21 protein-coding genes are annotated in these 25,866 nt (G+C 47.8%); 8 read left to right on the plus strand and 13 right to left on the minus strand.

Annotation, left to right across the window (positions count from 1 at the left end):
• Window positions 1-334: 334 nt before the first annotated feature.
• Together glmS and BHC51_RS06975 are read right to left on the minus strand one after the other, a co-directional pair.
• Window positions 335-2,176, minus strand: a complete 1,842-nt coding sequence (gene glmS / locus BHC51_RS06970) for a glutamine--fructose-6-phosphate transaminase (isomerizing) (protein WP_100153640.1) — start codon at window positions 2,174-2,176, stop codon at window positions 335-337.
• Between the two features lie 403 nt (window positions 2,177-2,579).
• The gene (locus tag BHC51_RS06975; RefSeq protein ID WP_100153641.1) at window positions 2,580-2,981 is read right to left on the minus strand and encodes a FeoC-like transcriptional regulator; all 402 of its coding nucleotides are present in this window, start codon (window positions 2,979-2,981) and stop codon (window positions 2,580-2,582) included.
• Window positions 2,982-3,632: 651 nt separating this feature from the next.
• On the opposite strand from BHC51_RS06975, the gene BHC51_RS13075 reads away from it, so the two are divergent.
• Window positions 3,633-3,755, plus strand: a complete 123-nt coding sequence (locus BHC51_RS13075; protein ID WP_257384786.1) for a hypothetical protein — start codon at window positions 3,633-3,635, stop codon at window positions 3,753-3,755.
• A gap of 89 nt (window positions 3,756-3,844) precedes the next feature.
• Here the strand turns inward: BHC51_RS13075 and BHC51_RS06980 are convergent, their stop codons facing one another.
• From BHC51_RS06980 to BHC51_RS07005, 6 genes are all read right to left on the minus strand, one after another.
• Entirely contained in the window at window positions 3,845-4,150 is a 306-nt protein-coding gene (locus tag BHC51_RS06980; RefSeq protein ID WP_100153642.1) for a hypothetical protein, read from the minus strand.
• 1,262 nt (window positions 4,151-5,412) lie between these two features.
• Window positions 5,413-7,737 (minus strand): Fe(2+) transporter permease subunit FeoB, encoded by a 2,325-nt coding sequence (gene feoB, locus BHC51_RS06985; protein WP_100153643.1) that lies wholly within the window; start codon window positions 7,735-7,737, stop codon window positions 5,413-5,415.
• Window positions 7,734-7,976 (minus strand): FeoA family protein, encoded by a 243-nt coding sequence (locus BHC51_RS06990; RefSeq protein WP_100124338.1) that lies wholly within the window; start codon window positions 7,974-7,976, stop codon window positions 7,734-7,736. The genes feoB and BHC51_RS06990 overlap by 4 nt, the downstream gene beginning before the upstream one ends.
• A gap of 344 nt (window positions 7,977-8,320) precedes the next feature.
• Window positions 8,321-9,691 (minus strand): bifunctional UDP-N-acetylglucosamine diphosphorylase/glucosamine-1-phosphate N-acetyltransferase GlmU, encoded by a 1,371-nt coding sequence (gene glmU / locus BHC51_RS06995; protein WP_100099818.1) that lies wholly within the window; start codon window positions 9,689-9,691, stop codon window positions 8,321-8,323.
• An 81-nt stretch (window positions 9,692-9,772) separates the two neighbouring features.
• Entirely contained in the window at window positions 9,773-10,042 is a 270-nt protein-coding gene (locus BHC51_RS07000) for a spore cortex protein (RefSeq protein WP_100099798.1), read from the minus strand.
• 35 nt (window positions 10,043-10,077) lie between these two features.
• Window positions 10,078-10,758 carry a pyrimidine 5'-nucleotidase gene (locus tag BHC51_RS07005; RefSeq protein ID WP_100124336.1) on the minus strand — a complete coding sequence of 227 codons (681 nt, stop codon included), beginning with the start codon at window positions 10,756-10,758 and terminating at the stop codon, window positions 10,078-10,080.
• Window positions 10,759-10,852: 94 nt separating this feature from the next.
• On the opposite strand from BHC51_RS07005, the gene BHC51_RS07010 reads away from it, so the two are divergent.
• The 4 genes from BHC51_RS07010 to fba all read left to right on the plus strand — a co-directional run bounded on the left by BHC51_RS07010 (window position 10,853) and on the right by fba (window position 15,692).
• The gene (locus BHC51_RS07010) at window positions 10,853-11,860 is read left to right on the plus strand and encodes a thiamine ABC transporter substrate-binding protein (protein ID WP_100124335.1); all 1,008 of its coding nucleotides are present in this window, start codon (window positions 10,853-10,855) and stop codon (window positions 11,858-11,860) included.
• 125 nt (window positions 11,861-11,985) lie between these two features.
• Entirely contained in the window at window positions 11,986-13,557 is a 1,572-nt protein-coding gene (locus BHC51_RS07015; RefSeq protein WP_100153644.1) for an ABC transporter permease, read from the plus strand.
• Window positions 13,551-14,486, plus strand: a complete 936-nt coding sequence (locus tag BHC51_RS07020; RefSeq protein WP_100124334.1) for an ABC transporter ATP-binding protein — start codon at window positions 13,551-13,553, stop codon at window positions 14,484-14,486. The genes BHC51_RS07015 and BHC51_RS07020 overlap by 7 nt, the downstream gene beginning before the upstream one ends.
• Before the next feature lie 141 nt (window positions 14,487-14,627).
• Window positions 14,628-15,692 (plus strand): class II fructose-bisphosphate aldolase, encoded by a 1,065-nt coding sequence (gene fba, locus BHC51_RS07025; RefSeq protein ID WP_100099803.1) that lies wholly within the window; start codon window positions 14,628-14,630, stop codon window positions 15,690-15,692.
• 98 nt (window positions 15,693-15,790) lie between these two features.
• Here the strand turns inward: fba and hpaC are convergent, their stop codons facing one another.
• From hpaC to ffh, 5 genes are all read right to left on the minus strand, one after another.
• On the minus strand, window positions 15,791-16,321 hold the full coding sequence (gene hpaC, locus BHC51_RS07030) for a 4-hydroxyphenylacetate 3-monooxygenase, reductase component (RefSeq protein WP_100124333.1): 531 nt from the start codon (window positions 16,319-16,321) through the stop codon (window positions 15,791-15,793).
• 4 nt (window positions 16,322-16,325) lie between these two features.
• Window positions 16,326-16,775: a homoprotocatechuate degradation operon regulator HpaR gene (gene hpaR / locus BHC51_RS07035; protein WP_100099805.1), complete on the minus strand. Its 450-nt coding sequence runs from the start codon at window positions 16,773-16,775 to the stop codon at window positions 16,326-16,328.
• Window positions 16,776-17,098: 323 nt separating this feature from the next.
• Window positions 17,099-19,945 carry a valine--tRNA ligase gene (locus BHC51_RS07040; RefSeq protein ID WP_100136445.1) on the minus strand — a complete coding sequence of 949 codons (2,847 nt, stop codon included), beginning with the start codon at window positions 19,943-19,945 and terminating at the stop codon, window positions 17,099-17,101.
• Window positions 19,946-20,327: 382 nt separating this feature from the next.
• Entirely contained in the window at window positions 20,328-20,567 is a 240-nt protein-coding gene (locus BHC51_RS07045; RefSeq protein WP_100099807.1) for an SEC-C metal-binding domain-containing protein, read from the minus strand.
• 193 nt (window positions 20,568-20,760) lie between these two features.
• A complete protein-coding gene (ffh, locus tag BHC51_RS07050) occupies window positions 20,761-22,119 on the minus strand; it encodes a signal recognition particle protein (protein ID WP_100136446.1) in 1,359 nt (452 codons plus the stop codon).
• Window positions 22,120-22,342: 223 nt separating this feature from the next.
• Here ffh and BHC51_RS07055 point away from each other — a divergent pair, with 223 nt between their 5' ends.
• The 3 genes from BHC51_RS07055 to BHC51_RS07065 all read left to right on the plus strand — a co-directional run bounded on the left by BHC51_RS07055 (window position 22,343) and on the right by BHC51_RS07065 (window position 25,658).
• A complete protein-coding gene (locus BHC51_RS07055; RefSeq protein WP_100099819.1) occupies window positions 22,343-23,143 on the plus strand; it encodes a cytochrome C assembly family protein in 801 nt (266 codons plus the stop codon).
• Window positions 23,144-23,194: 51 nt separating this feature from the next.
• Window positions 23,195-24,586: an MFS transporter gene (locus BHC51_RS07060; RefSeq protein WP_100099809.1), complete on the plus strand. Its 1,392-nt coding sequence runs from the start codon at window positions 23,195-23,197 to the stop codon at window positions 24,584-24,586.
• A gap of 79 nt (window positions 24,587-24,665) precedes the next feature.
• Window positions 24,666-25,658, plus strand: a complete 993-nt coding sequence (locus BHC51_RS07065; RefSeq protein ID WP_100099810.1) for a nucleoside hydrolase — start codon at window positions 24,666-24,668, stop codon at window positions 25,656-25,658.
• The last annotated feature ends 208 nt before the right edge of the window (window positions 25,659-25,866 follow it).

Raw genomic sequence — 25,866 nt, forward strand, 5'->3', positions numbered from 1 at the left:
TAATATTTTCAATTTTGTATGAAAAATAATTTATAAGTTAATCTTAAAGGATAATTATTTGTTCTGTAGAATGTTCTGATTTTTTGGTTAATTTGAGTCATTTTTACTACAGTTTCACTTAAATTTTATAAGAAATTTTACTCTTGAAATTTATTTTGATTTGACTGATGTAAGAAGCCAGATTTTATAAAGGGAAAGCTTTTAATAAACAAATAAGATTGAGCAGTCTATTGCTGCCTAATCTTATTTGTTTGGAATTAGAAGTTTAAGTGAAATTGTTTAATCTAAATATTAAAGCGAAGCTAGTTTCACTTTTCAGGTTTAATAATATTTTTTACTCCACCGTCACCGATTTCGCCAGATTACGCGGTTTATCCACATCGGTGCCACGTGCCAGTGCGGTGTGGTAGGCCAGTAGCTGTACTGGTATGGTGTGGACGATTGGGGAGAGTACGCCCATATGGCGCGGGGTGCGGATGATATGGACACCTGCGCCTGCGGTGAATTCGCTGTCAAGGTCGGTGAAGACGAAGAGTTCACCGCCGCGTGCTGCTACTTCCTGCATGTTGGCTTTGACTTTTTCCAGCAGGCTGTCGTTGGGCGCAATCACGACAACGGGCATGTTCTGGTCTACCAGTGCCAGCGGGCCGTGCTTGAGTTCGCCGGCGGGATAGGCTTCGGCATGGATGTAGGTGATTTCTTTGAGTTTCAGTGCGCCTTCCAGGGCGATGGGGTAGTGGATGCCGCGGCCAAGGAAGAGGGCGTTGTTTTTGGCGGCAAACTGGTTTGCCCAGCTGGCGATTTGCGGTTCGAGGTTGAGTACGTGCTGTACGCTGCCGGGCAGCAGGCGCAGTTCGCTGGTGTATTGTTCTTCTTCTGCGGGGGTAACCAGCCCGCGCATTTTGCCCAGTGTCACAGCTAAGCCAAACAGTGCCACTAGCTGGGTGGTAAAGGCTTTGGTGGAGGCTACGCCGATTTCGGCACCGGCACGGGTATACAGTACCAGCTCGCTTTCGCGCGGCAGGGCGGATTCCATGACGTTGCAGATGGACAGGCTGTGCTGTATGCCAAGTGATTTGGCATATTTGAGTGCTTCCATGGTGTCGAGGGTTTCGCCGGACTGGGAGATGGTGATGACCAGTTGCTCGGGGTCGGCGATAACTTTGCGGTAGCGGTATTCGCTGGCAATTTCAACGTCAGTGGGTATCTGGGTGATGGCTTCGAGCCAGTAGCGTGCGGTAAGGGCAGCGTAGTAGGAGGTACCGCAGGCAAGGATTTTGATGCTGCGGATGCGCTCGAAGATGCTGGCGGCGTTGGCGCCGAAGTTTTCGGGCTCAAAGCCGCCAACGAGAAATACTTCGGCGGTGTCGGTGATGGCTTTGGGCTGTTCGTGGATTTCTTTCTGCATGAAGTGGCTGTATAGCCCCAGTTCAAGGGAAGCCAGTGACAGTTCGGACATTTTGATTTCGCGCTCTGCCGGCTGGTTGTGTTTGTCGAGCAGGATGTCGATGCCCTGTGTGGATAACTGGACGATGTCGCCATCTTCAAGAAAGACAACGCGGCGGGTGTAGGCGATAACGGCAGAAACGTCGGAAGCGATAAAGCTTTCGTTTGTGCCCAATGCTACCAGAAGGGGGCAGCCCATGCGTACGGCGATGAGTTTTTCGGGGTTGTCTCTGGCGATAACGCCGATGGCGTAGGCACCCTGAAAGCGTTGGCATGCGCTCTGCACTGCCTGAAACAGGTTGCCGCTGCTGGTATGGGTGTATTCGTAATGGATGCTGTGGGCGATAACTTCGGTATCGGTTTGTGAGGTGAATTCATAGCCTAATGCTTCGAGGCGGCTGCGTTCGGTTTCGAAGTTTTCGATGATGCCGTTATGAACGATGGCAATCAGTTTGTTGGAGATATGCGGGTGGGCGTTGGGTTCGGTTACGCCGCCATGGGTTGCCCAGCGGGTATGGCCGATGCCGAGGTTGCCTTGGAGGCCGGCGGCCTGTGCGGCTTCTTCCATGAGTTTGACGCGACCCACGCGGCGCACGCGTTCGATGCCGTCTGCTGTCCATACGGCGATGCCGGAGGAGTCATAACCGCGGTATTCCAGCCGTTCAAGACCGCTGGTAAGAAATTCTACTACGTTATCCTGAGCGCGAATGGCGCCGACTATACCACACATGGTTTATCCTTTTGCTACACAGGCAGGTTGGGTGGTGCGGATGCGGGATTGTGGTCAGACGAGGCTATGTTGTTGCTGTTATGGTTTGATGCAGCGGTGGTAGCTTGTCTTGTGTGCATCGCGGTGCCTGTTGATGCTGTTTCCATTTTGTTTGAGAGGATGATTGTAATGGAAATGGCGGGTTTGCACAGTAGTGTTTGTTAACAATGGCTGGTGACGTTGGGTGGGTATTGCTATGCTGATGGTTTGTGGTTGTGGCTGCTTTGGTTGAATTGTCTTTATTTATCAATCATATTTGTTGTTTTGTTGTTAGGTCTGGGTGTTATTTGTTCTGGTGGTATGTTGTTGGTATTGATTTATGCTATCACGTTGCTAATGTGTTTTGACTTAAATATGGTTTTTTTTAGGCGTTGTGGTTAATTGGGTTGATAGGGATGGTTGTGCGCGGGCTGGTGACTGCCTGATAGATTTTTTTTACGCTGTCTGGGCAAGCGAAGCAGTCGCTGCATTTGTTCTGGCTACAGGCTGGCTGGCTGGGGGTGAGCTGGCGGATGGTGCCTTTTCTGAGCCAGAAGGCGAGCATTTGCTCCATGGCGCTTTCCTGTATCTGAAAATGGCGCGCTAAATCCTGTAGGCTGGCTTGTCCGATGGTGATGAGGTAATCACGGATGGCGGTGATAAGCATATTCTGGTAATCCTCTGCGGGTGTGAGTTGGTGGGTGGTTTCTGTTGGTTGAACTATTGAATGCAAACAGATAGTGATGATATGGGAAATATCACTATCTGTTTGGGTAAAATTTTCCATACTATTGCAAAAAAATTATAGAGTGATTGCTAATGGCTACTCTATTGATACAAATAGGATTGTTAATATTTTGCTGACAATGGGCAAGTTGGGCAGTAGCTCGCGTAAAAAAGGCTGTTCAGAAAAAGCGCGTCGAGAGCATTTATAAGAGAGGAAAGTCGAGCTTGATATTTAAAATTAAGCTTTAATATGAGATTTACGTATAAGTAAAGCAAGGAAATATAGAGCGATCCCTTTGTGCTTTGTGAGGGGGGACCTCTCAACCCCTTTAAATCTCTGGCCATATTTAAATTGTTGATAGCTTTGTACAGCAAAAAAGAGGCTACTTCAGGCTGGCTACTGTTGAGATACCACCTAGATCACAATAAAAGCTTTTTGTAACTGGAACAGCATTATGACAAAAAAGAGATAAACAACCGATTATTAGGTTAATAAGAGAAGAATTTGATAATTTGGAAGTCAAAAAACACGCTCAGAATTGGTTAGGGCGGTGGCCGGTATCGAGAACAATCTAAACCAGATAGCCCGAAACGTTAGCTGAGTTGTTGAGGTTGGCGCTCTGAACCAGCTAGATGCCCTTACCATCATTATCTATCTGGCAGCCACAGAACGGACATTCAATGCCGTTCGTGGCTGTCTTGAAAGCTGATCATGATTATGCAGTTTTTTAATCAGGGGAAAGGTGGCGGAGCTGGATCTGTTAATTATTTGCAGGGGCGTAACCACTGTAGGGAGGGCACTCAGCTATTGCGAGGTAATGCCGATGATAAGTAGGTAGTGTCTGTCAGATTAAGTTTGAGCTAGTATAGCTAAACATCGAAAAAATTCAAACGGGGCTTTTTCTTAGCTGTACTAGCTCATCATTATTCTTGTTCTACATACTTTTTTGTACAAGGAGGAAAGCACCAGGTTAATTGTTGTTTAACCTCCTCAAGTGCATTAGAAAAATCGGTTGTTTGTAGATATGATGGTCTCAATTCAGGATTTAAGCTATAAACAAGAGCAGATATATTAGAAATATCGTGTATAGCTTCAGCACATAGTCTAACAGTTATATCTGGGAAAAAATGATGTTCATGGCGAAGAGCAAATGCAAAAGCATTTATTGCCTGCATAAGCTCATCAGCTTTTTTTTCAATTTCGATCAACTGTGTTTCTTGTTTATTCATAATCCATTACCAATGATGATTCGCGGCACTTCCTGATAAGTCAAAAATGCCATTTTGGCCTTGGTCATACCTAAATGCTGCATTGCATTGATGATAGGCTATATTAGGATAAGGCCGCTCTGACACTTGTTATATTCATTTATATAATGTCTTAATTCTACTGGTGTCAGCCGCATAAGTAATTCTCTATCTTGGTTTTCTTACTTACTACTCAACATACTGGCTACACTAGAATGCTTTTGATCAGCAGCGGTAGCAGTTACTGCTGATATACTTAAAGCTGCCAGTATTGATAAAGAAATTAAACGTTTTAACATCAAATTTTCTTCTGTTTGCTGGTAAATAGGTAATTTATAGTAAGTTACATTAAAATATAAATCAATAAGTTAAAGTTTATTTTGTTTCAATTTTGTCATATGCTCGGTTCGTTATAATCTCTAGCATGGCTCTGCACAATCTCAACCTGTTCTCTATCGTTGTTTCAGGACAATTAAAACCAGAATAAGTATTGAAAACTCTGTTCAGCCTAACACAGGTTACCATCGGTATTATGCGGCTTATATGTGTTGCTTGGGTTCTGATCGTGGCGGTATTTTTGACTTACCTGGCGGAGCGGCTAATCATCATTGGTAATAGATATGAACAAACCTAGTTTTTCTCATGAACAATTTAGTTTGGATTAATCAGAGAGCTAGTGAATCAGGTGAGTCTTTTGATCGATTTGTCCTTGATCTTCGGCATTAATATTATTTGTACTCTGATCTAACTGTTTACGCATGTGGTACAGCTTCAGGTAATATGATCAATATCAATATGCTTGTATATAATTTGTGTCCCTTTATCAGCACCATCTTATTTGCAAGGAACAGCCTATTTTGCTGTTGTTGAAATAATTAATCAGTAAAAAACAAGTATTTGATGATGATATGGCATGATATGGGCAAGAACAAGCTGCAAAATCTTTGTGAGATTAAAGCTGTAAAAAGAGCCCCAAGTGAGGCTCTTTTATATTTCTTATGGAAGATTAGCGCACAAAATGATGTCTAAGTCAGCTAATGCCTTATCTGTCCACTTAACTTGCATTTTTCAGCTCAGTTAGTAACTCGGTTCGGCAACGCGAAGTAATGGCAATTACTTCGTCATGTGTATGCCATGTTTTGTTTTTAGTGCAGCTTCAACTCTTTGGTTAGCCACTGGCTATAGTCATCGGCCTGCTGTTGAGTGTCAATATATTTTGATAGCTGGTAAAAATAGTTTGTGATTTAGTGGTTGCAGTTGTTTGTGCTGCGCGGGCTGGTTTTTATGGTTAGCTTGCTGGTCTGCCACCGGCTGCCGATGAGTTTCATGGCGCAGACGATGATGCTGAAGAGGCAGGCTACGCCGCCAATCCAGTAGGGGGCGCTGCTGCTGTGGCTGAGCTGGTGATACTGATAATAGATGGTGGCACAGCTCCAGCCGGTGAGAAATGTCCAGCCGGCTACAAACAGCATCCAGCGCCAGCCTGCTTCGCGGTAGATGGTGCCGAGGGCGGCGGCACACGGGGTGTAAAGTAGGATAAATATGAGGTAAGCCATGGCTGCGGCGCTGCTACCGAAGGAAGCTTCCAGTTTGGTAATGGTTCTGCTGCTGATGTCCATGTCTTGTTGTATGTTGTCAGCGCTCTGGTTCAGTGAGCTAAAGCCAAGTGGATCGATGAAAGAGCTGGTTAGTTCGCTGATGTTGGCGGGAATGGTTTTCAGGGCTTTGATGATGCCAGCTTTCAGGTTGAAGTTTTCTTCGCCGCCATCTTCTTCTGCTTTCATGGAGTACAGGGAGTTGAGGGTGGCAATGACTGCTTCTTTGGCAAAGATGCCGGTGAATATGCCTACGGTAGCCGGCCAGTTTTGTTCGCTGATGCCCATGGGGGCGAATACGGGGGTAATTTTCTGGCTGGCTACGGATAACACTGACTGGCTACTGTCGTTGTGGCCGAAGGTGCCATCGCTGCCAAGTGTGTTGAGCAGGCTGAGGATGGTTACCATGAGGACGATGGCTTGTCCGGCGCGGAATATAAAGCCTTTGAGGCGTGACCATGTAAGGTAGAGCATGCCACGCAAGGTAGGCAGGCGGTAGGCGGGCATTTCCATGATGAAGGGGGTGATGGCGCCCGGCAGTAGGGTATGTTTGAGGATGATGCCGGTGATGATGGCTACGCCAATGCCGAGCAGATAGAGGATAAATACGACGGTGGAGGCGTTGCTGGGGAAAAAGATGACGGCAAACAGTGTGTATACGGGTAGTCTGGCGCCGCAGGACATGAAGGGAATCATGCTGATGGACATGAGGCGGTCGCGTGCGCTATCGAGTGTGCGTGTGCCCATGATGGCGGGTACGCCGCAGCCGAAGCCAACCAGCATGGGTACGAAGGCTTTACCCGGCAGGCCGATGGCTCTCATGCCTCTGTCGACTACCATGGCGGCGCGTGCGAGATAGCCGGAATCTTCGAGAAACGATAGGCACAGGAACATGGCGGCGATTATGGGTATAAAGGTGGCTACGGTTTGTATGCCGCTGCCGATGCCGTTGGCGAGGATGGCGATCAGCCATTCTGGTGAACCGATTTTTGTAAGCAGGACGGAAAAGCCGTCGACAAATACGGTGCCGAATAGGACATCGAAAAAGTCGATGAATACGGAACCGAATTTCACTGCCACTATGAACATGAGGTACATGATGAGCAGGAAGAACGGGATGCCAGTGTAGCGTCCAAGGGTGATGCGGTCGATTTTGTCTGACAGTGACAGGTTAGCTTCGCGCGGTTTTTCAATAACAGTACGGCTTAGCTGATCGATGGCGTCGTAACGGGCGCTGGCCAGTGCGATGTCGATTTCGTGGTTGCACCAGTCGGACAAGGCTTCGCGGCATTGTTGCAGGATGTGGTTTTCTGTTTCGCTGAGTGGGAGGGAATTCTGTTGGAGCAGCAGTTCGATAAGTGACCATCGGTCGAGTTTGTGAATGGCGCTGTCTGCGGGCAGTTGTGCCAGATGGTTATGGATGATGGTGCTCTGTTTGTGATCAAGGGTATCCAGTTGTGGATTGGCGGGTACGGGGTGGGTTATGGCTGCGGTTATGGCCTGTTTCAGTTGGGGCAGGCCGGTTTTTTTGGCCGCAGAAATGGCGATTACCGGGCAACCTAGTTGCTGGGAAAGGGTGCTGATGTTGATGTTTTCGCCTATGTTGTGCAGGGAATCCATCATGTTGAGTACTACTAGCATTGGCCGTTTCAGGTCAAGCAGTTGGAATGTGAGGTAAAGGCTGCGTTGCAGGTTGGTGGCATCGATTATATTGATAATCAGTGTGTCGGGTTCGTTGAGGACGAATTCGCGCGCTATCATTTCGTCCTGTGAGGCGGCTATGTCGAGGTTTTCGATGGCATAGGTGCCGGGCAGGTCGATGATTTCAATGGGTTGCTGGTTTATCTGAATACTGCCGGTTTTGCGCTCAACGGTGACGCCCGGCCAGTTACCTACCTGCTGACGGGAACCGGTAAGGGTGTTAAAGAGGGTACTTTTGCCGCTGTTGGGGTTACCAATTAATGCAATTTTCATTGTTTGGCCTCAACTACGCTAATGGCCTGTGCTTCGCTGCGGCGCAGGCATAGGTAAAAACCACGGATTTTGACTTCCAGCGGGTCGCCCATGGGGGCAGTGCGAATAACGGTGATGTGGCTGCCGGGAGTTATGCCCATGGCTAACAGGCGGCGGCGGAATGGAATGGATTCAGGCAATAGGTGGGTGATTACTGCCGGTTGCCCAAACGGTAGTTGATCGAGAGTAAGTATTGGCACTGCGCTAAACCTTAAGAGGGGAATTTTGTGTTGTTGTTTTTAGTGGGAATCATTTTTATTGTGCATGATATTACTTTTGGTTGTTAATTTGTATGCATGGATGGCTAAGGGAGGATGCTATGTTGAGGGGTTGTGTCAATAATTTGGTAATGGATGTGATTGTTGTGTGAGTTATGATGCAAATATGTCTGTTTTTTGGTCTTTTTTGTAATTATGTGTGATATTTGTGATGTTGTTTATGCTTTGATTGGCTGATTGATAGGGTGGTGAAGGGTAGTGGTAGATGACTTTCAACCCACCATGCGGCTGTGGCATGATGGGTTGAGGGTGCGGGAATGGATGGTTTATTCTTTGACCGGTTTTTCAGGGCGCTGCCATTCTGGCAGGGTTGTTTGCCGGCTGCGTGACAGGGTGAGTTTGTCGGCAGGACAGTTTCTGCTCAGGGTGCTGCCTGCACCGGTGGTGGCACGATCTCCGATGGTGATGGGCGCAACCAGCATGTTGCCGGAACCGATGCGTACCTGATTACCGATGATGGTGCGGTATTTGTTGACGCCATCGTAGTTGCAGGTGATGGTGCCGGCACCAATGTTGCTGTGCTCGCCGATGGTGGCATCACCAAGATAGGTAAGGTGGTTGGCTTTGCTGCCATAACCGATGGTGCTGTTTTTGACTTCGACAAAGTTGCCGATGTGTACGGCATTGCCAATCTGTGCCTGCGGACGCAGTCGGGCAAAAGGACCAATCTGGGCGTTACTGCCAATGATGCAGTTATCCAGATGGGAGTTGGGGTGTATGGTGGTATCGGCGCCGATGATGGCGTTTTTAATTACGCAGTTGGCACCGATGGTTACGTTGTCGCCTAGCTCTATATTGCCTTCGAGTACGACGTTGATGTCGATAACTACGTCCTGTCCGTGAGTAAGCTGTCCTCGTAAATCGAAGCGTGCCGGGTCGCGCAGGGTAACGCCGGCCTGTAAGAGGGCGGTAGCCTGCTGCTGTTGTAAGATGCGTTCCAGTTGTGCTAATTGCAGTTTGTTATTTACTCCGGCTGCCAGCCATGAGGCGCGTACTTGTAGGGGATGTACGGGGATATTGTCCTGCTGCGCTAAGGCAATGACGTCGGTGAGGTAGTATTCCTGCTGGGCATTGTGATTTTGCAGGGCATTAAGCCATTGTGCCAGTTTGTGGTTGGGTAGTACGAAGATGCCGGTGTTGGTTTCACGAATGGCTTTTTCGGCGGTGCTGGCATCTTTTTCTTCGACAATGGCCACGACGTTACCCTGTTCTCGGATGATGCGGCCATAGCCGGTAGGGTTGTCAAGTACATCGGTGAGCAGGCCGATATCCTCACCGGCGGTGCTGAGTAAATTTTGTAGGGTCTGTTGATCTATCAGGGGAACATCGCCATACAGAATCAGGGTGCGGCCGTTGCTGTCCAGATGCGGCAATGCCATTTTTACTGCATGACCGGTGCCTAGTTGCTGGTTTTGTTCAACCCAGTGTACGTTTGCCTGAATGCGTTGCCGTACTAATTCTTTACCGTGGCCGATAACAACGCTGATGTTGTCGGGGTGCAGGCTCTGGGCGGTGTGGATTACACGTTCCAGCATGCTGATGCCGCCGATTTCATGCAGCACTTTGGGCAGACGGGAGTACATACGGGTGCCTTTGCCGGCAGCGAGGATGACGATATTAAGGGGTGAAGTAGGCATAAGTTGGTATGTGTTGAGATGTGCAAACGGGCTGCTGGAATTCATGTCTGACTCCGGCAGCCCTGTACGGGTGTATCTGGATTATTCAGTGCTGCTGTCGGTATTAACCCAGTGTGTGTGTGCAGGCAGTTGTTCGTTGGTATCGCCTACGCTGGGCTTTATGACATGAGGCTCGGGTCGCATGCTGTTGTAGCGCATGTTATGCGAGTAGGTGCCATCCTGATATACCACTCGTGTACCCGGTTCGTATTTCTGGCGCAGTTTGGTTTGTCCGGTGGCGTCCTGATAGGTTTCCCATGTGCAGCCGCTGAGAATCAGTAAACCGCATAATAAACAGAGTCCGGCACGCATGGCTTTGTCCTTTTTGGTTGGTAATTTACAATTTGTTATTGTAGAGAATTTGTGTGCTGGCGTATAGCACTGCCCAGTAGGTCTGGGGCGATGTGCAGCAGGCTGCTCATATCTGGGACTGCGGCATTGGTTTCATGTGTGGGGTGGCTGTGCTTTCCATACCATACGGTACGCATACCCATTTTGTGTGCGGTTTTCAGGTTGGCCAGACTGTCGTCTACCATAATACACTGTTGTGGCCGGATATGCAGTTGCCGGCATAGGTTGTGGTAGGCTTGAGGATGGGGTTTGTGGTGTAACTCAATGTTATCTGTGCCAAGCAAGGCATGGAAATGTTGCTGGATTTGCATGGCGCTGATCAGTGCCTGTACGTAATGGCTGGGGCCATTGGAAAAAACCACTTTGTGCCCGGGCAGGTGTGCCAGTGTGTATTGTAGCTGTGGCATAGGTTGCAATAGGGGCAGAATCTGTGCCAGTGGATGACAGGCAAGCAGAAAGTCATGTAGGTCTATTTCTGGATGGTGCAGTCTGAGCCCGGCTAGCGTGGCGCCGTAGTCCTGCCAGTATTGCTGACGCAGTTGTGAGGCTGTTGTGCTATCTATGTGTAGGTTTGCAGCCAGATAGGCTGTCATGTGTTGATTGATAATGCTGAAAATGCCTGCATCTGCTTGATGCAGGGTATTGTCAAGGTCGAATAGCCAGTAATGTGTTGTCATGGTTTGTAAGTTGGCGTCAGGTTTTTACTATGTACGCGTAAAACAGGTATGATTGTATACAGGATACAGTTAATTTGGTTTGCTGGAGGCTGGGATGAAGGCTGGTAAGTGGTTAATCGGGGCATTATGCATGCTGGCGGCAGTATGGGCACAGGCACAGACTGAGGTGCGTTTGGCGGTGCACGATTCTTTTGCTTTGCCGAAAAGTGTTCTGGCGAAGTTTGAGCAGGATAATGAGGTTAAGTTAACTCTGATTAAGGTTGGCAGTGGCAATGAGATGCTCAATAAGCTGATTTTGACACGAGCCAAGCCGATTGCTGATGCAGTATATGGTCTGGATAACAGTAATATCAGTAAGGCGCAGCAATTCAAGCTATTTGCAGCCAGTCAGCCGGTCAGCCGTGCGGTGAGTGTGGATTTGCCGCAGGCGCTGGCGGTGAATTATGGCTATATTACCATTAATTATGATAAGGCCTGGTTCCGAAAACACAATAAACCTTTACCGCGTTCGCTGGAAGAGTTAGCCGGTCCGGCCTACAAGGATTTGCTGGTGGTACCCAGTCCGGCCACTTCGACTGTGGGGCTGGGGTTTCTGCTGGCAAATATTGGTGGTTTAGGGGAACAGGGTACTTGGCAGTGGTGGGCAAAAATGCGCCAGAACGGGGTAAAGGTGGCGAAAGGCTGGAGTGAGGCCTATTATACTGATTTTACTCTGAATGGTGGCAGTCGGCCGATGGTGGTGAGCTATGCTTCCAGTCCAGTGGCAGAGGTGTATTACGGTAAAGGCAAGTACCAGACGCCGCCAACTGGTGATCTGCGCTTTAAGGGTGCGGTATTCCGCCAGATTGAAGGTGCTGCGGTGCTGAATAATGCAAGCCAGCCGGCACTAGCGGCAAAGCTGGTGCAATATCTGCAAAGTAATCAGGTGCAAAGTGCTATACCTATGTCAATGTGGGTTTATCCGGCTGTGAAGGGGGTGACGCTTCCTGCTGTATATCGCCATGTGAGTATTCCTACTACTGTGGCTCAGCCGAGTATGGCTGATATGGCTGCAAAACAGCAAAGTTGGGTGAAACAGTGGGTTAAGGTGGTACAGCGCTAAGCTGATGATGGAAGCTATTCTGGAATAAGGCTGCTTGCCATTGATAGATTAGGGAATCAAACAGGGCATGGTTATGCCCTGTTTGATTGTGTAGATGGTGGGTTTAAAGGTAATAACTGGTGCATATGAATGTAAACGCCATTGAAGTAAAAGCTGGTAATTTGGAGTCAAGGCTGCCGTTGGGGCTGCTATTGCTAACGCCGTTGCTTTTTTTGCTGGCAGTGGTGCTGTTGCCGTTATGGACGATGTTGCAGCAAACGAATGCTGATAGTTTTCGGATGGTATGGCAGGACGATTATATGCGTCGTTTACTGGACTGGACGACTTTGCAGGCCGTCATCAGCAGTGGGCTGACTTTGTTGCTAGGAGTGCCGGTGGCGTGGGCGGTAACCCGTTTGCAGTTTGCTGGGCGAAGCTGGGTGCTGCGCTTGCTGATGCTGCCATTTGTGATGCCAACGCTGGTAGCGGGAGTGGGTATTCTGGCGCTGTTCGGAGCACAGGGGATATTGTGGCGTGGCTGGGAAGGAACGCCGTGGTTGTTGTTATATGGTAATGTATTTTTTAATTTGCCGGTAATGGTGCGTGCAGCCTATCAGGGCTTGTGTCAGGTACCGGCGACACGTTTGTATGCGGCACAGACTTTAGGTGCAGGTGTGTGGCAGCGTTTTATTTGTGTTGAGTTACCACAGATGCTGCCGTGGCTGGCCGGTGGTGTGTGCATGGTGTTTTTGTACTGTTTCTCTGGTTTTGGTCTGGCTTTATTGCTTGGTGGCGAGCATTACATTACGCTGGAAGTACAGATTTATCAGTTGATTGCTTATGAATTGGATATGGCACAAGCTGGTGTACTAGTGTTGTGGACGCTGGCTACGACTTTTGTTGCTGGTATTGTGTATGCCTGTCTGAGTAAATATACGGCACAAACGGCTCTGGTGCAGATGCTGCCTCCACAAATACCAACCGCACGGCAGAAACTGGGATTATTGCTGGCATTGCTGCTGTTGCTGGGCTGTTGCGTGTTGCCGCTGCTGGCAGTTGGCTGGCGTGCTGTACTGGCCGGCAGTTCGTGGCTGGTATTGCTGGAAAGCACTACATGGCTGGCTCTGCTCAATACTTTGCGTTTTACGTTGATGGCGATGGTGTTAGCCTTGCTGCTGGGTTTTACTCATGCGGCGTTGGCACAGCGACTGGCGTGGGTACGCAGCCTGACGTTTCTACCGTTTATGGTATCGCCGGTATGTGTATCGTTTGGGCTGTTATTATGCTATCCGGGCTGGACGGCATCATTAAGTATGCTGGTATGTACCTATGCGTTGCTTGCCTATCCGTTTATTACTAAGGATGTGCTGGCAGCGTGGGACAGTCTGCCGCACAGTTATACACAGGCTGCGAGGACTTTGGGAGCCAGTCGTATACAGGTGTTGCTGTATGTGATTTTGCCGCTGTTACGGCCGGCTATGCAGCGCGGGGTGGCGCTGGCGGCGGCCACTTGTGTAGGGGAGTTTGCCGCCACTCTGTTTTTATCACGGCCAGAATGGCAGACGTTAACCACTCTGATTTATCATTATCTGAGCACAGCCGGCCGTGATAATTATGATCGTGCAATGGTGCTGACCTTACTGCTGATGTTGCTGGCAATGCTGATTTTTGCTTTGCTGGAATGGAGTAAGGACAAAAAGAGGCAAAGCATATGCTGAGTTGGCAACAGATTAATAAAAAGTTTGCTGATAAGGTGGTGGCGGCAGATTTAAGTTTGCGAGTGGCCGATGGTGAGCTGGTGGCAGTATTGGGTGAAAGCGGTAGTGGTAAGTCAACTTTGCTGAATATGGCTGCTGGTCTGGTTAAGCCGGATAGCGGTAAGATATTTATCAATGACGCTGATGTTACTTTTTTGCAGCCGGAGCAGCGTCGTATCGGGTTGATGTTTCAGGATTATGCTTTATTGCCGCATTTGAATGTATGGCAGAACGTTGCTTTTGGTCTGCGTATGCATGGAGTAAGCAAAACTCATGCTCGGCAGCAGGCGCTTCAGCTTTTGGCTGAGGTGGGGCTGGCTGAAGCAGCCACTCAGCCGGTAGGGGTGTTATCTGGTGGTGAGCGGCAACGGGTGGCGCTGGCGCGGGCACTGATTCTGCAACCACAGGCATTGCTGCTGGATGAACCTTTTTCTGCGCTGGATACTACTCTGCGTGCTAGTTTGCAGCAATTAACTTTGCATTTGTTACGCCAGCAGAAATGCCCGGCTATACTGGTTACCCATAGCCCGCTGGAAGCCTTTGCGCTGGCTGACCGCATTTGTCTGCTCAGGCATGGTCGCTGGGTGCAGCAGGGCAAGGCAGCTGAATTGCTGGCACGGCCGGTAGATGCTTGGGCTGCGCGTCTGCTGGGTTGCGATAATGTCTGTGATACCTGCTATATTCCGCAGAATGCGCTGCAATATGACCCGCAGAATGGTGTGCAGGTACAGGTAACTGAGGTATGTTTAACCGCCAGATTGTATGATGTGCAACTGTTGCATCCGCAATATGGGATATTGCGCTGGTGGCTGCCAATACATCAGGCAGTGAATACAGGGGACTGGCTGCCGCTAACTGTACAGCGCGAACGAATCATTTTTTTTCAGTAATTCCTGCGACTGTTTTAACCAGAGTTTTTTTAGGCATTGATTTGCTGAACTGTATATGCTCATGCCTACAAATACGGTGCATGGTGGTATAATTGCGCCGAATTTTTACCTATTATTGCCAAGTTACACACGGAGAACCTCATGGCTTTAGTTTCTATGCGCCAATTACTTGATCATGCTGCGGAAAACAGTTATGGCCTGCCGGCGTTTAATGTCAATAATCTAGAACAAATGCGTGCGATTATGGAAGCGGCCGATGAAGTTAACGCTCCAGTGATTGTGCAGGCCAGTGCTGGCGCGCGTAAATATGCCGGCGCACCGTTCCTGCGCCATCTGATTCTGGCGGCCATTGAAGAATTTCCGCATATTCCGGTAGTAATGCATCAGGATCACGGTGCTTCACCAGAAGTTTGCCAACGTTCCATCCAGCTGGGCTTTTCATCAGTAATGATGGACGGGTCGCTGCTGAGTGATGCTAAAACACCTTCTACCTATGAATACAATGTGGATGTTACTCGTAAAACTGTGTACATGGCACATGCCTGCGGGGTATCGGTTGAAGGGGAAATCGGTTGTCTGGGCAATCTGGAAACTGGTGAAGCCGGCGAAGAAGATGGTGTCGGTGCTGCCGGCAAACTTAGTCATGACCAGATGCTCACCAGTGTGGATGAGGCAGCGCGCTTTGTGCAGGACACTGGTGTAGATGCACTGGCCATTGCTATTGGTACCAGCCATGGTGCCTATAAATTTACCCGCAAGCCAACTGGCGATGTATTGCGTATTGACCGTATCCGCGAAATTCATGAGCGCCTGCCCAATACCCATCTGGTGATGCATGGATCCAGCTCGGTGCCACAGGAATGGTTACAGGTAATCAATGAGTATGGTGGTAGTATTCCGGAAACTTACGGCGTGCCGGTGGAAGAAATTGTGGAAGGAATTAAGTATGGCGTGCGCAAGGTAAATATTGACACCGATTTGCGTTTGGCCAGTACTGGTGCCATTCGCCGTTTTCTGGCTACACATCCGGCAGAATTTGACCCGCGCAAATACTTTACTGAAACCATTAAAGCGATGAAACAAGTATGTATCGACCGCTATGTGGCTTTTGGTGCTGCCGGGCAGGCCAGTCAGATTAAACCAGTTTCTCTGGAAAAAATGGCTACTCGCTATGCAGCGGGAGAGCTGGTGCAGATTGTAAAATAAATACTGCTGCCAACTATAACGGGCTGTACCTGTATGGACAGTCCGTTTAGTTTATCTGTGCTGACATTTGGAAACAGCCACTTTGATGGGAAAAGGATTCAGACGCAGCCTGTTTCACATATTGGTGTAGCAGTTTGAGCAAACTGTCGTTGAAAATACAGTAATCCCTGATTTTCCTGTGCATTGATATTGATATGCTCAATGGCTACATAAAACACACTATGACTGCCCATATCATGGCTGTCGATAATGCGACCGTGTAAATGTGCCAGAGCTCCTACTAGCTGCGGCTGAGTAGTATGATGATGTTTTTGCCATTCGTTCTGTAAAAAGCGCTCGGTAGCCGGAATGGATGTCATGCCTGCAAAGTGCTCAGCTACATCCTGCTGTGAAGCAGCCAGAATATTGACACACAATTGTCCGTTGGCTCGCAGAATCGGCTGAATGCGGGCATTGCGATTGATGCATAATAATAGTGTGGGAGGGGTATCTGTTACTGAGGTGACAGCAGTGAGGGTAATGCCATAACGGCCGGCGTGGCCTTCTGTGGTGACGACATGTACTGCTGCGGCAACTTTTGACATGGCTTCCCGATATTGCAAAGCCGTGGCTGAAGATGATTGATTCATGGTGTCAGGTTTCTTGTTCTTCTTTGTCAACGGCGATATTGGTAAATTCTTTCAATAAACTGCCTAGTTGTTGCAGTTTTTCCTGAGTGAAGCGTTGTTCCAGTACTTTGTAACGTGCATCTACTGCAACACAGAAATTTTCATACAGCTTCTCCCCCTCCTGTGTTAGCTTGAGAAATACCCGTCGCTGGTCATTAGAGGGTTTGAGGCGAACTACATAGCCTAGCTTTTCCAGTCTTGTTAAAATACCGGTCAGGCTTGGGCGCAGAATGCATGCCTGTTTGGCCAGCTCCTGAAAATCCATAATACCATTTTCTGCCAGTAAACGAGTAATACGCCACTGCTGGTCGGTGATACCAATATCGTTTAGCATGGGGCGAAAATGAGAAAGTAATGCTTCACGTGTCTGAATCAGAACGATGTTGAGGGATGAGTATTTAGATGTATTTACCATCTTGTTGCTCCAATCTTTCAGTATATTCAGTCCATATTTTTTTGGAATAATAATCCAAAAACATAATTCCTTATTTCTGAATTTTACATATAATTATTATAAAATTAAATAATTATGTGTAAATTAAATACAAATCACATATATTGTGGTTGTTTAGATTGTTGTTTTAAAATAAAAATTTATTTTTTGTGCCGATTGTTAGAATATTATTGGCTGGTAGAAAAAAGCTACCAGACTAAGCGGATATGTACATAATGGCAGTGTTTCCAGCTTGTACAGATGCTGATAGTCTGGTGGTTGCTATGAAAATATCAATAATTTAATTAGCGGTATTTTTGTAGCTGCAAGTTGATTTTGGCCATTCGGTCCTGCAATTGTGCCAGTTCACTGCGATCTTTTTCTACCAAATGTGCTGGTGCTTTATCGGTATAGCCCGGTTTGGCCAGTTTGCCAGCAATCTTATCGATATTTTTCTGTAGCTTTTCAGCTTCTTTTTGCAGACGTGCAGTTTCGGCAGCTTTATCTACCTCAACTTTCAGCATCAGGCGTGCACCCTGACATACTGCTACTGGCGCATCATCGCCTTCCGGTAATTGTGTTATCTGTCTGGCTTCACTCAGACGTGCCATAAGCAGTAGATAAGGCAATAATGTACCCAAATCTGTTGTACTTTCTACCAGCAGCGGCACTTTAACACTCATAGCCAGCCCCATCTCACCGCGCAGGTTACGCACTGAATTAACCAACTCCTGCAAATAATGCATTTGGTTTACCGCGTCAGTATCAATCAGGCTGCTGTCTGACTGCGGCCATGCTGCCAGCATGATGCTATCAGTATGCTTTGCATTGGCCAGAGGTGCGATGGTCTGCCACAACTCTTCAGTAATAAAAGGCATAATCGGATGCAGCAAACGTAATACCACTTCCAATACCCGTACCAGCGTGCGCCGTGTAGCTCGCTGCTGCATTTCATCACCACGCTGGAGCTGGGTTTTGGCCAGTTCCACATACCAGTCGCAGTACTCATTCCAGATAAATTCATACAGTGTCTGAGCAGCCATATCAAAGCGATAGGTATCCAGCGCCTCGCTTACTGCTGTGATGGTCTGTTGCAGACGGGTCAGTAGCCATTTATCAACAAAACTATAGCTCAATGGCAGGCTTTCATCCTGTCCGCAATCGTGGTTTTCAATATTCATCAGCACAAAGCGGCTGGCATTCCACAGTTTGTTGCAGAAATTGCGATAGCCCTCGGCGCGCTTAAAGTCAAAGTTAATGCTGCGGCCGAGGCTGGCATAGCTGGCCATGGTAAAGCGCAGTGCATCGGCGCCAAATACTGGAATACCGTCAGGGAACAGTTTTTGTGTGGCTTTGATTACCTGCGGTGCCTTTTCTGGCCGGCGCAGGCCAGTAGTACGTTTTACCAATAGCTTTTCCAGATCAATGCCATCAATCAAATCCACCGGATCAATCACATTGCCTTCCGATTTGGACATTTTTTTGCCTTCATGGTCGCGCACCATGCCATGTATATAAACATCATGGAACGGTACTTTACCGGTGAAGTGGGTAGTCATCATAATCATGCGTGCTACCCAGAAGAAAATGATTTCATAGCCGGTTACCAGTACCTGAGACGGCAGGAATGCCCGCAATTCGGGGGTGTCTTGCGGCCAGCCCAGAGTAGAGAAGGGCACCAGTGCGGAAGAAAACCACGTATCCAGCACATCTTCATCTCGGGTTAATATTGCATCTGCTCCGGCCTGTGCCCGTGCTTGGGCTTCATTGCGTGCAACATATACGCGGCCAGACTGATCATACCAGGCCGGAATCTGGTGTCCCCACCATAGCTGGCGGGAAATACACCAGTCCTGAATGTTGTTCATCCACTGGTTATAGGTATTTACCCAGTTTTCCGGAATAAAACGTACCTGTCCGCTTTCTACTGCATGGATACATTTTTCGGTTAAGGTTTTGCCCTTGAATTCTGATTCAGGTTCAGGGTGGGTAACATCATTATTGGCACTGCGGGTCATGGCCACAAACCACTGACTGGTCAACATCGGTTCAATGACGCTGCCGGTGCGATCGCCTTTGGGGGTCATCAACTTGTGTTCTTCCACCTTAACCAGTAAACCTTCAGCTTCAAGGTCGGCTACCATCTGTTTGCGTGCAGCAAAACGATCCATACCAGCATATTGTGCTGGCAGGTCGATAGCTGTCTGTGCCTGTCCCTGAAAATCAAACACTTCTGCCTGAGGCAGAATTTTGGCATCCAGACTCAATACATTAATTAGTACGGTCTGATGGCGTTTACCGACTTCGTAGTCGTTGAAATCGTGTGCTGGTGTGATTTTCACACAGCCAGTACCAAAATCTTTATCCACATATTCATCGGCAATCACTGGTATGGTGCGACCGGATAATGGCAGTACCACCTGTTTGCCGATAAAGCTGGCATAACGTTCGTCATCGGGATGTACGGCTACGGCCACGTCGCCAAGTAAAGTTTCGGGGCGGGTAGTGGCTACAATCAGGGCATTATTCGGGTCATCAGCCAGTGGATAGCGGATATGCCACATATGGCCGTTTTCCTCAATATTTTCCACTTCCAGATCAGATACTGCCGTACCCAGTACAGGATCCCAGTTTACCAGCCGTTTACCACGATAAATCAGTCCCTGCTCAAATAGGCGCACAAATACTTCGGTTACCACTTCGGCACGAACATCGTCCATGGTGAAATATTCACGGTTCCAGTCTACTGAGCAGCCTACACGGCGCATTTGCTCAGTAATGGTGCCACCAGAGAATTTTTTCCAGTCCCATATTTTGGCAATGAATGCTTCCCGACCCAAATCATGGCGGGAGATATTTTCCACTGCCAACTGGCGCTCTACCACAATCTGGGTTGCTATGCCGGCATGGTCGGAGCCGGGAATCCAGCATACGTTTTCGCCCTTCATGCGGTGATAGCGGGTCAGGCCGTCCATAATGGTTTGGTTAAATGCATGTCCCATATGCAGCGTACCAGTAACATTTGGTGGCGGCAGCTGAATGGCAAAGGAAGGTTTGCTTAAATCCAGTGATGGCGCGAAGTAGCCGCGCTGTTCCCATTGCTGATATAAACGGGTTTCAATTTCACTCGGAGAATATTGGGTGTTTAACATGGTTATGGATTGGGAAAAAATCAAAAAATAAGACTCTGATTATAACCCATGCGTTGATACATGGTTTAAGACGATGCGCTTTTGTCAGTTTCTGAATATGGTAGAAAATTACCTGTTATGGGCGCATGAGGGTAAATTGGATAAATAATTATTTGTCGGTAAGGTATGTCACTCTATATAAATGAAAGTGAAGTGCGGCGCAGTTTAAATTAGTCTGGTAATCAGCTGATAATTGTGTCGGCCTATCTCGCTTGCCGTGTCTGTTGATTATTTGCTGATAAAATCGGCTAGGCAAAACAATTAATAATCCCCCTGTATCCTGAAAAGATAATCTGGATAAGGGGGATAAGAATTAAAGAGTTGATTTAATCAGCCACAGTAATTACTGGCAGAAATCAACGGAAGTAGTCATGTCTGTTACTGCCATCGAAAGCAGCCTGTTTTCAGACAACATTTTCTGAAAGCTACGACCAGATCCACATGGACAGCGATCATTGCGCCCTAGTTTTTCATGCAGGACTTTATCGCCATGTACAATCCGTATCAGTCCGCGTTTAACATTGGTTTCGGATGGGAAACCTTTGCGGCGTTTGCTAGTTGGCTCAAAAAAAGCCTTTATCATCAAATTTACGCATAATACTACTCCTTTTTAGGCAGGGTGATTAAACAAAAATAACCAACTGTCCTCATTAATTTACAATAAAGATATAAATATGTAAATATTGAATTAACACCATCTGCTGAAAATTAGGCAGATAGCAGAAATAAAAAAACTGCCTGAATTCTCAATTCAGGCAGTACATGGAAGATTTAGATTATTGCGGTATGATACCTTTTATACCTTTAGCCAGACGCATCAGTTTACCCATACCGCCTTTGGCAAATGATTTCATCATTTTCTGTGACTGCTCAAACTGTTTAAGCATTTTATTCACTTCCTGCACGGTAACACCGGCACCATTGGCAATGCGGCGTTTGCGGCTGGCCTTTATCAACAATGGATTGGCGCGTTCTTTGGCGGTCATTGAATTGATGATGGCTTCTACACGGCTCATGGCTTTTTCTGCCGTACCTTCTGGTACCTGCTTAGCCATTTGTCCCATGTCGCCGGGCAATTTGGACATAATAGATTCAATCCCGCCCATTTTACGCATCTGCTGAATCTGTGCCTTAAAGTCATTCAGGTCAAAACCTTTGCCTTTATGCAGCTTTTTCGCCATCTGCTGTGCGGTTTTTTCATCAATACCTTTTTGCACATCCTCAATCAGCGAAAGTACATCGCCCATACCGAGAATGCGTGAAGCCAGACGATCAGGATAAAATGGTTCCAAGCCATTGATTTTTTCGCCTACACCGATAAATTTAATCGGTTTGCCGGTTACATGGCGTACTGACAGGGCGGCACCACCACGGGCATCGCCGTCCATTTTCGTTAATACTACACCGGTTAAGGGGAGAGTGGTATTAAAGGCCTGTGCCGTGTTCACAGCATCCTGCCCTTGCATGGCATCCACTACAAACAGGGTTTCCACCGGATTAATCGCTGCATGAATCTGTTGGATTTCGTCCATCATTTTCTGATCAATAGCCAGCCGGCCGGCAGTATCCACCATCAGCACATCGTAAAAATGCTTTTTGGCATGATCCAGTGCATTCTGAGCAATAATAACTGGTTGTTCACCTTCATTAGACGGAAAAAAATCCACCTCAACCTGTTGTGCCAGCAATTTTAGCTGTTCAATCGCTGCCGGCCGGTACACGTCGGCAGAAACCACCAGCACTTTTTTCTTTTGTTCGTTTTTCAGCAGGCGTGCCAGTTTGCCTACGGTGGTGGTTTTACCAGCTCCCTGCAAACCAGCCATCAGAATAACGGCTGGCGGTACCGCAGCCAGATTCAGGCTGCTGTTCTGAGTGCCCATCAGCTCAGTAAGAGCGTCATTCACCACTCCGATAAAAGCTTGCCCCGGCGTGAGGCTGCCAATGACTTCTTGCCCAACTGCACGTTCTTTTACAGAAGCAATGAAATTTTTTACAACTGGCAGAGCAACGTCTGCTTCCAGTAGTGCCATACGTACTTCACGCAGGGCATCTTTAATATTGTCTTCACTCAAACGCGCCTGTCCGCGCAGGGTTTTCGCAATTTTACTAAAGCGATCTGATAAATTGTCTAGCATCGAAACCATCTCCAGCTATTTGTAAGCAGCCTGTGTATGTTGGGTGAAAATTGTCTGTTGTCAGTAATTGACGCAATAAATGGGTAGGATAAGAAGCGATTTGGTTATAAAATGGCATCCTGTTGCTATGCCTGCCCGGGTTCGGAGCAGGCATAGTAATAAATAAATGCCTATTTTACACTATGCGCGCCAAAATTTGGCGCGCTATTGCTGCGGAAAAATCATGAGCTTATTGCTGCTGGTGCTTATTCTTGCCTATGCCGTCCTTTCTGTGCTGGCATGGCGGTTTTGGCAACGCCATACTGATGTACCCTATCCGTTGCGCGGTGAGCAATCAATGTTGCTGCTGGTATTGTTGCTGCATACCTTTGTGGTATGGCAGCCAATGTTACAGCAACGCGTGCTGCTGGTGGGGTTTGGTCATGCACTCAATCTCATTACCTGGCTAATGGTGATGCTGTATTGGGTGGGCAGTTTTCGCTATCGACTACAGGGGTTGCAGCTGGCGCTGTTTCCCTGTTCGGCAGTGGTATTGCTGATTGCCTGGTTGTTGCCGGGACAGCCTACTGCATACCCGATGCACAACAGTGCATTCATGATACATGTTTTATCGGCATTGCTGGCGTATGCCCTATTTGGCATCACCACATTGCTGGCTATGCTGATGCTGGTGCGCAACCATTATCTGCACCGGCATAAAACCGTACCGCAGCAATCATTCCTGCCGCCACTGCTGGCGATTGAAAAATTGATGTTTCACGGTTTGCAGGCGGGATTCGTGCTTCTGACCATTGCGGTTGTCAGTGGCACAGTATTTTCCGAGGCTGTATTTGGTGAACCTGCACGTTTTAACCATAAAACGGTATTTGGCCTACTGTCGTGGCTAATCTATCTGGTTATCCTGTTCAGACACCATACACAGGCCTGGCGCGGAAAAAAAGTGGCTTGGTGGGTCATTGTGTCATTTGTCAGCCTGATGCTGGCTTATATAGGCAGCAAGTTTGTGCTGGAAATTTTGTTTTAACCTTTTGTTTCTAAGTAGTATTACCCTGATTTGTAACCATAGGATATTTGAATGAGTGACTTACAATCGTCAGTTGACAGCCATAAGCAGAGCGCAGCTGAACAGCGTTTAGCCACCCCCGAAGGACGACTGGAATTTATTAAGGCAACACTTTCCTGCTGGCTTGGAACCACCATGGAATATGTGGATTTTGCCCTGTATGGCCTTGCCGCAAGTCTGGTTTTCACCGATGTATTTTTTCCAGAAGTAGACCCCGCAATTGGCCTCTTATCTAGTTTTGCCACTTATTCAGTTGGCTTTATTGCCCGCCCGATTGGCGCCATTTTCTTTGGCCGGCTCGGAGACCGTAAAGGACGGAAATTCGTACTGGTAACCACTATTGCCCTGATGGGGATTTCCACCACCCTGATTGGCTTTATTCCCAGCTATGCCACCATTGGCATATGGGCTCCTCTGATTTTAGTCATGTTACGTTTTGTACAGGGCTTTGGTGCCGGTGCCGAGCTTTCAGGTGCTACGGTTATGCTGGGTGAGTATGCGCCGCCAAAACAACGTGGTCTGATTGCTTCCATAATCGGCATTGGTTCCAACAGTGGTACACTGATTGCTTCTGCGGTATGGCTGCTGGTATTAAAGCTTGATGATGCTGCTGTTCTTGATTGGGGCTGGCGTATTCCATTTATCCTCAGTGCCCTGATTGCCATTGCTGCAACCCTTATCCGCCGGCATGTACGTGAAACCCCTGTTTTCGAACAGGAACAAAAAGAATTAAAACAATTACAAACCGCAACTACTCCCCAGTTAGCAGCCGATAAACCAGCTGGAAAAACTTCCCTGTGGGCGCGTAATAAAGCCTTTTTTGTGATGCTGGGCTTGCGTATTGGCGAAAACGGCCCATCTTACCTCGCGCAGGGGTTTGTAATCGGCTATGTAGTCAAATCTCTCGGTGTTGCTAAAACAGTTGCCACCACTGCGGTATTCGTTGCTTCACTACTGGGCTTTTTGGTGATTCCACTAGCCGGGTGGTTGTCCGACCGTTTTGGTCGCCGCATTGTATACCGCTGGTTCTGTTTCTTGCTGATGCTGTATGCTATTCCGGCCTATATGTTTCTGGAAACCCGTGATCCCTTTATTGTAGGCAGTATTATTGTTATTGGTATGTGTCTGGCTTCACTGGGAATTTTTGGTGTACAGGCAGCTTATGGTGTGGAAATGTTTGGTGTGCGTAACCGCTATTCCAAAATGGCACTGGCCAAAGAACTTGGTGGTATCCTCTCAGGCGGCACTGCGTCATTAGTCGCCTCAGCATTACTTAGCCATTATCATACATGGTGGCCGATTGCCATATACTTTGCAGCCATGGCCGGTATTGGTTTCTTCACCACATTCTTTGCTCCGGAAACCCGCGGACGCGACCTGAATGCAGTAGAAGACGCCATTTAATCGCTTTGATAAACTGATTGAAACGTATATAACGGAGTCAGCTACTGACTCCGTTACCATTGAAGCATAGGTGATACTTATGAAGCGCATCGTGATTGACTGTGATCCCGGTAATGGCATTGCAGGTGCAAATGTTGATGATGGTCTGGCACTGGCGCTGGCACTGGCCGCAGATTCAATCAAACTTGAGCTTATTACCATTGTGGCCGGCAACACACCACGCGATACCGGCTATCAGGTAGCTCGCCAGCTATTGCAAGAGCTGAATAAAAATATACCGGTAGTTAAAGGTGCAGCACAAGCGCTGATTGAGCCAGCCGCCCCATGGCGTGAGCAATTGGACAATAATGTGCGCAAACAGGGGCTGTTGTCCTTATGGGATAGCCTGCCGCCATTGCCCGCACTCAACGACCACAGCGCACCTCATGCTGCTCAGGCGATTGGCGAACTAGTGTGCAGCAATCCTGGCGAAATCACCGTAGTAGCCATCGGCCCGTTAACCAATATTGCCCATACCATTCAACTATATCCGGATTTTTCCCGTTCAGTTGCCGAAATCGTTATCATGGGTGGTGTCTTTCAACTGGACGGCTATCTTAAAGATACCAACTTTGCTGTAGACCCTGAAGCGGCCAAAATTGTGATTGAAAGCGGTGCCAATATTACACTGGCACCTCTGGATGTTACTACCCAGACCATGCTTACCCATCAGGATCTGGATAAACTGCAAAGTTTTGCCAATCCACTTACCGATTTTATCGTGCGTACTTCACGTCCATGGATGGACTATTCCATCCAGACCCGTCGTCTGCCCGGCTGTTGGATTCATGATGTTTTATGCGTGGCCAAACTGATAGACAGCGATATTGTTACCAGCTCACCTTATATTGTTGACGTATCCACTGCGCGAGACTGTACCCGTGCCAGCAGCCGCCGCTGGAAAGAAGGCACCTTAAGACTCACCGTAGGCATGCCTGAAGTAACCCATCAGCCTGTCAATGTCATGGAACGTGTGGATAACCAGCGCCTGCTCGATATTATATTCAACGCATTAAGCCAGTATCATTGCTGAGATGGCAGAAAAACAGTTTAGGAAAAGCTGCGTATATAAATCATACCTAACCTTATAACAAAACTAATCACAGTTTAATGGCCATATCGGCACCGTTCATTCGCACCAAAGATATTGCATTTGTTTATGTGCATGATTAGGATAAACGTGCAATACAAGAGAAATCAGCAGGTTTATTATGCATGTAGTTAACACACATATTTCCCTT

This window comes from Snodgrassella alvi, from assembly GCF_002777745.1.
Classification (GTDB): domain Bacteria; phylum Pseudomonadota; class Gammaproteobacteria; order Burkholderiales; family Neisseriaceae; genus Snodgrassella; species Snodgrassella alvi_D.

Excerpts from the sequence above, each read along its gene's own strand:
- feoB (WP_100153643.1), bottom strand. The coding sequence starts at position 7,737 with ATGAAAATTGCATTAATTGGTAACCCCAACAGCGGCAAAAGTACCCTC.
- fba (WP_100099803.1), top strand. The coding sequence starts at position 14,628 with ATGGCTTTAGTTTCTATGCGCCAATTACTTGATCATGCTGCGGAAAAC.
- BHC51_RS07005 (WP_100124336.1), bottom strand. The coding sequence starts at position 10,758 with ATGACAACACATTACTGGCTATTCGACCTTGACAATACCCTGCATCAA.
- BHC51_RS07065 (WP_100099810.1), top strand. The coding sequence starts at position 24,666 with ATGAAGCGCATCGTGATTGACTGTGATCCCGGTAATGGCATTGCAGGT.
- BHC51_RS07040 (WP_100136445.1), bottom strand. The coding sequence starts at position 19,945 with ATGTTAAACACCCAATATTCTCCGAGTGAAATTGAAACCCGTTTATAT.
- BHC51_RS06975 (WP_100153641.1), bottom strand. The coding sequence starts at position 2,981 with ATGGAAAATTTTACCCAAACAGATAGTGATATTTCCCATATCATCACT.
- BHC51_RS07010 (WP_100124335.1), top strand. The coding sequence starts at position 10,853 with ATGAAGGCTGGTAAGTGGTTAATCGGGGCATTATGCATGCTGGCGGCA.
- BHC51_RS07020 (WP_100124334.1), top strand. The coding sequence starts at position 13,551 with ATGCTGAGTTGGCAACAGATTAATAAAAAGTTTGCTGATAAGGTGGTG.
- BHC51_RS07060 (WP_100099809.1), top strand. The coding sequence starts at position 23,195 with ATGAGTGACTTACAATCGTCAGTTGACAGCCATAAGCAGAGCGCAGCT.
- hpaC (WP_100124333.1), bottom strand. The coding sequence starts at position 16,321 with ATGAATCAATCATCTTCAGCCACGGCTTTGCAATATCGGGAAGCCATG.
- BHC51_RS07045 (WP_100099807.1), bottom strand. The coding sequence starts at position 20,567 with ATGATAAAGGCTTTTTTTGAGCCAACTAGCAAACGCCGCAAAGGTTTC.
- glmU (WP_100099818.1), bottom strand. The coding sequence starts at position 9,691 with ATGCCTACTTCACCCCTTAATATCGTCATCCTCGCTGCCGGCAAAGGC.
- BHC51_RS07015 (WP_100153644.1), top strand. The coding sequence starts at position 11,986 with ATGAATGTAAACGCCATTGAAGTAAAAGCTGGTAATTTGGAGTCAAGG.
- glmS (WP_100153640.1), bottom strand. The coding sequence starts at position 2,176 with ATGTGTGGTATAGTCGGCGCCATTCGCGCTCAGGATAACGTAGTAGAA.
- BHC51_RS06980 (WP_100153642.1), bottom strand. The coding sequence starts at position 4,150 with ATGAATAAACAAGAAACACAGTTGATCGAAATTGAAAAAAAAGCTGAT.
- BHC51_RS13075 (WP_257384786.1), top strand. The coding sequence starts at position 3,633 with ATGATTATGCAGTTTTTTAATCAGGGGAAAGGTGGCGGAGCTGGATCT.
- hpaR (WP_100099805.1), bottom strand. The coding sequence starts at position 16,775 with ATGGTAAATACATCTAAATACTCATCCCTCAACATCGTTCTGATTCAG.
- BHC51_RS07000 (WP_100099798.1), bottom strand. The coding sequence starts at position 10,042 with ATGCGTGCCGGACTCTGTTTATTATGCGGTTTACTGATTCTCAGCGGC.
- ffh (WP_100136446.1), bottom strand. The coding sequence starts at position 22,119 with ATGCTAGACAATTTATCAGATCGCTTTAGTAAAATTGCGAAAACCCTG.
- BHC51_RS07055 (WP_100099819.1), top strand. The coding sequence starts at position 22,343 with ATGAGCTTATTGCTGCTGGTGCTTATTCTTGCCTATGCCGTCCTTTCT.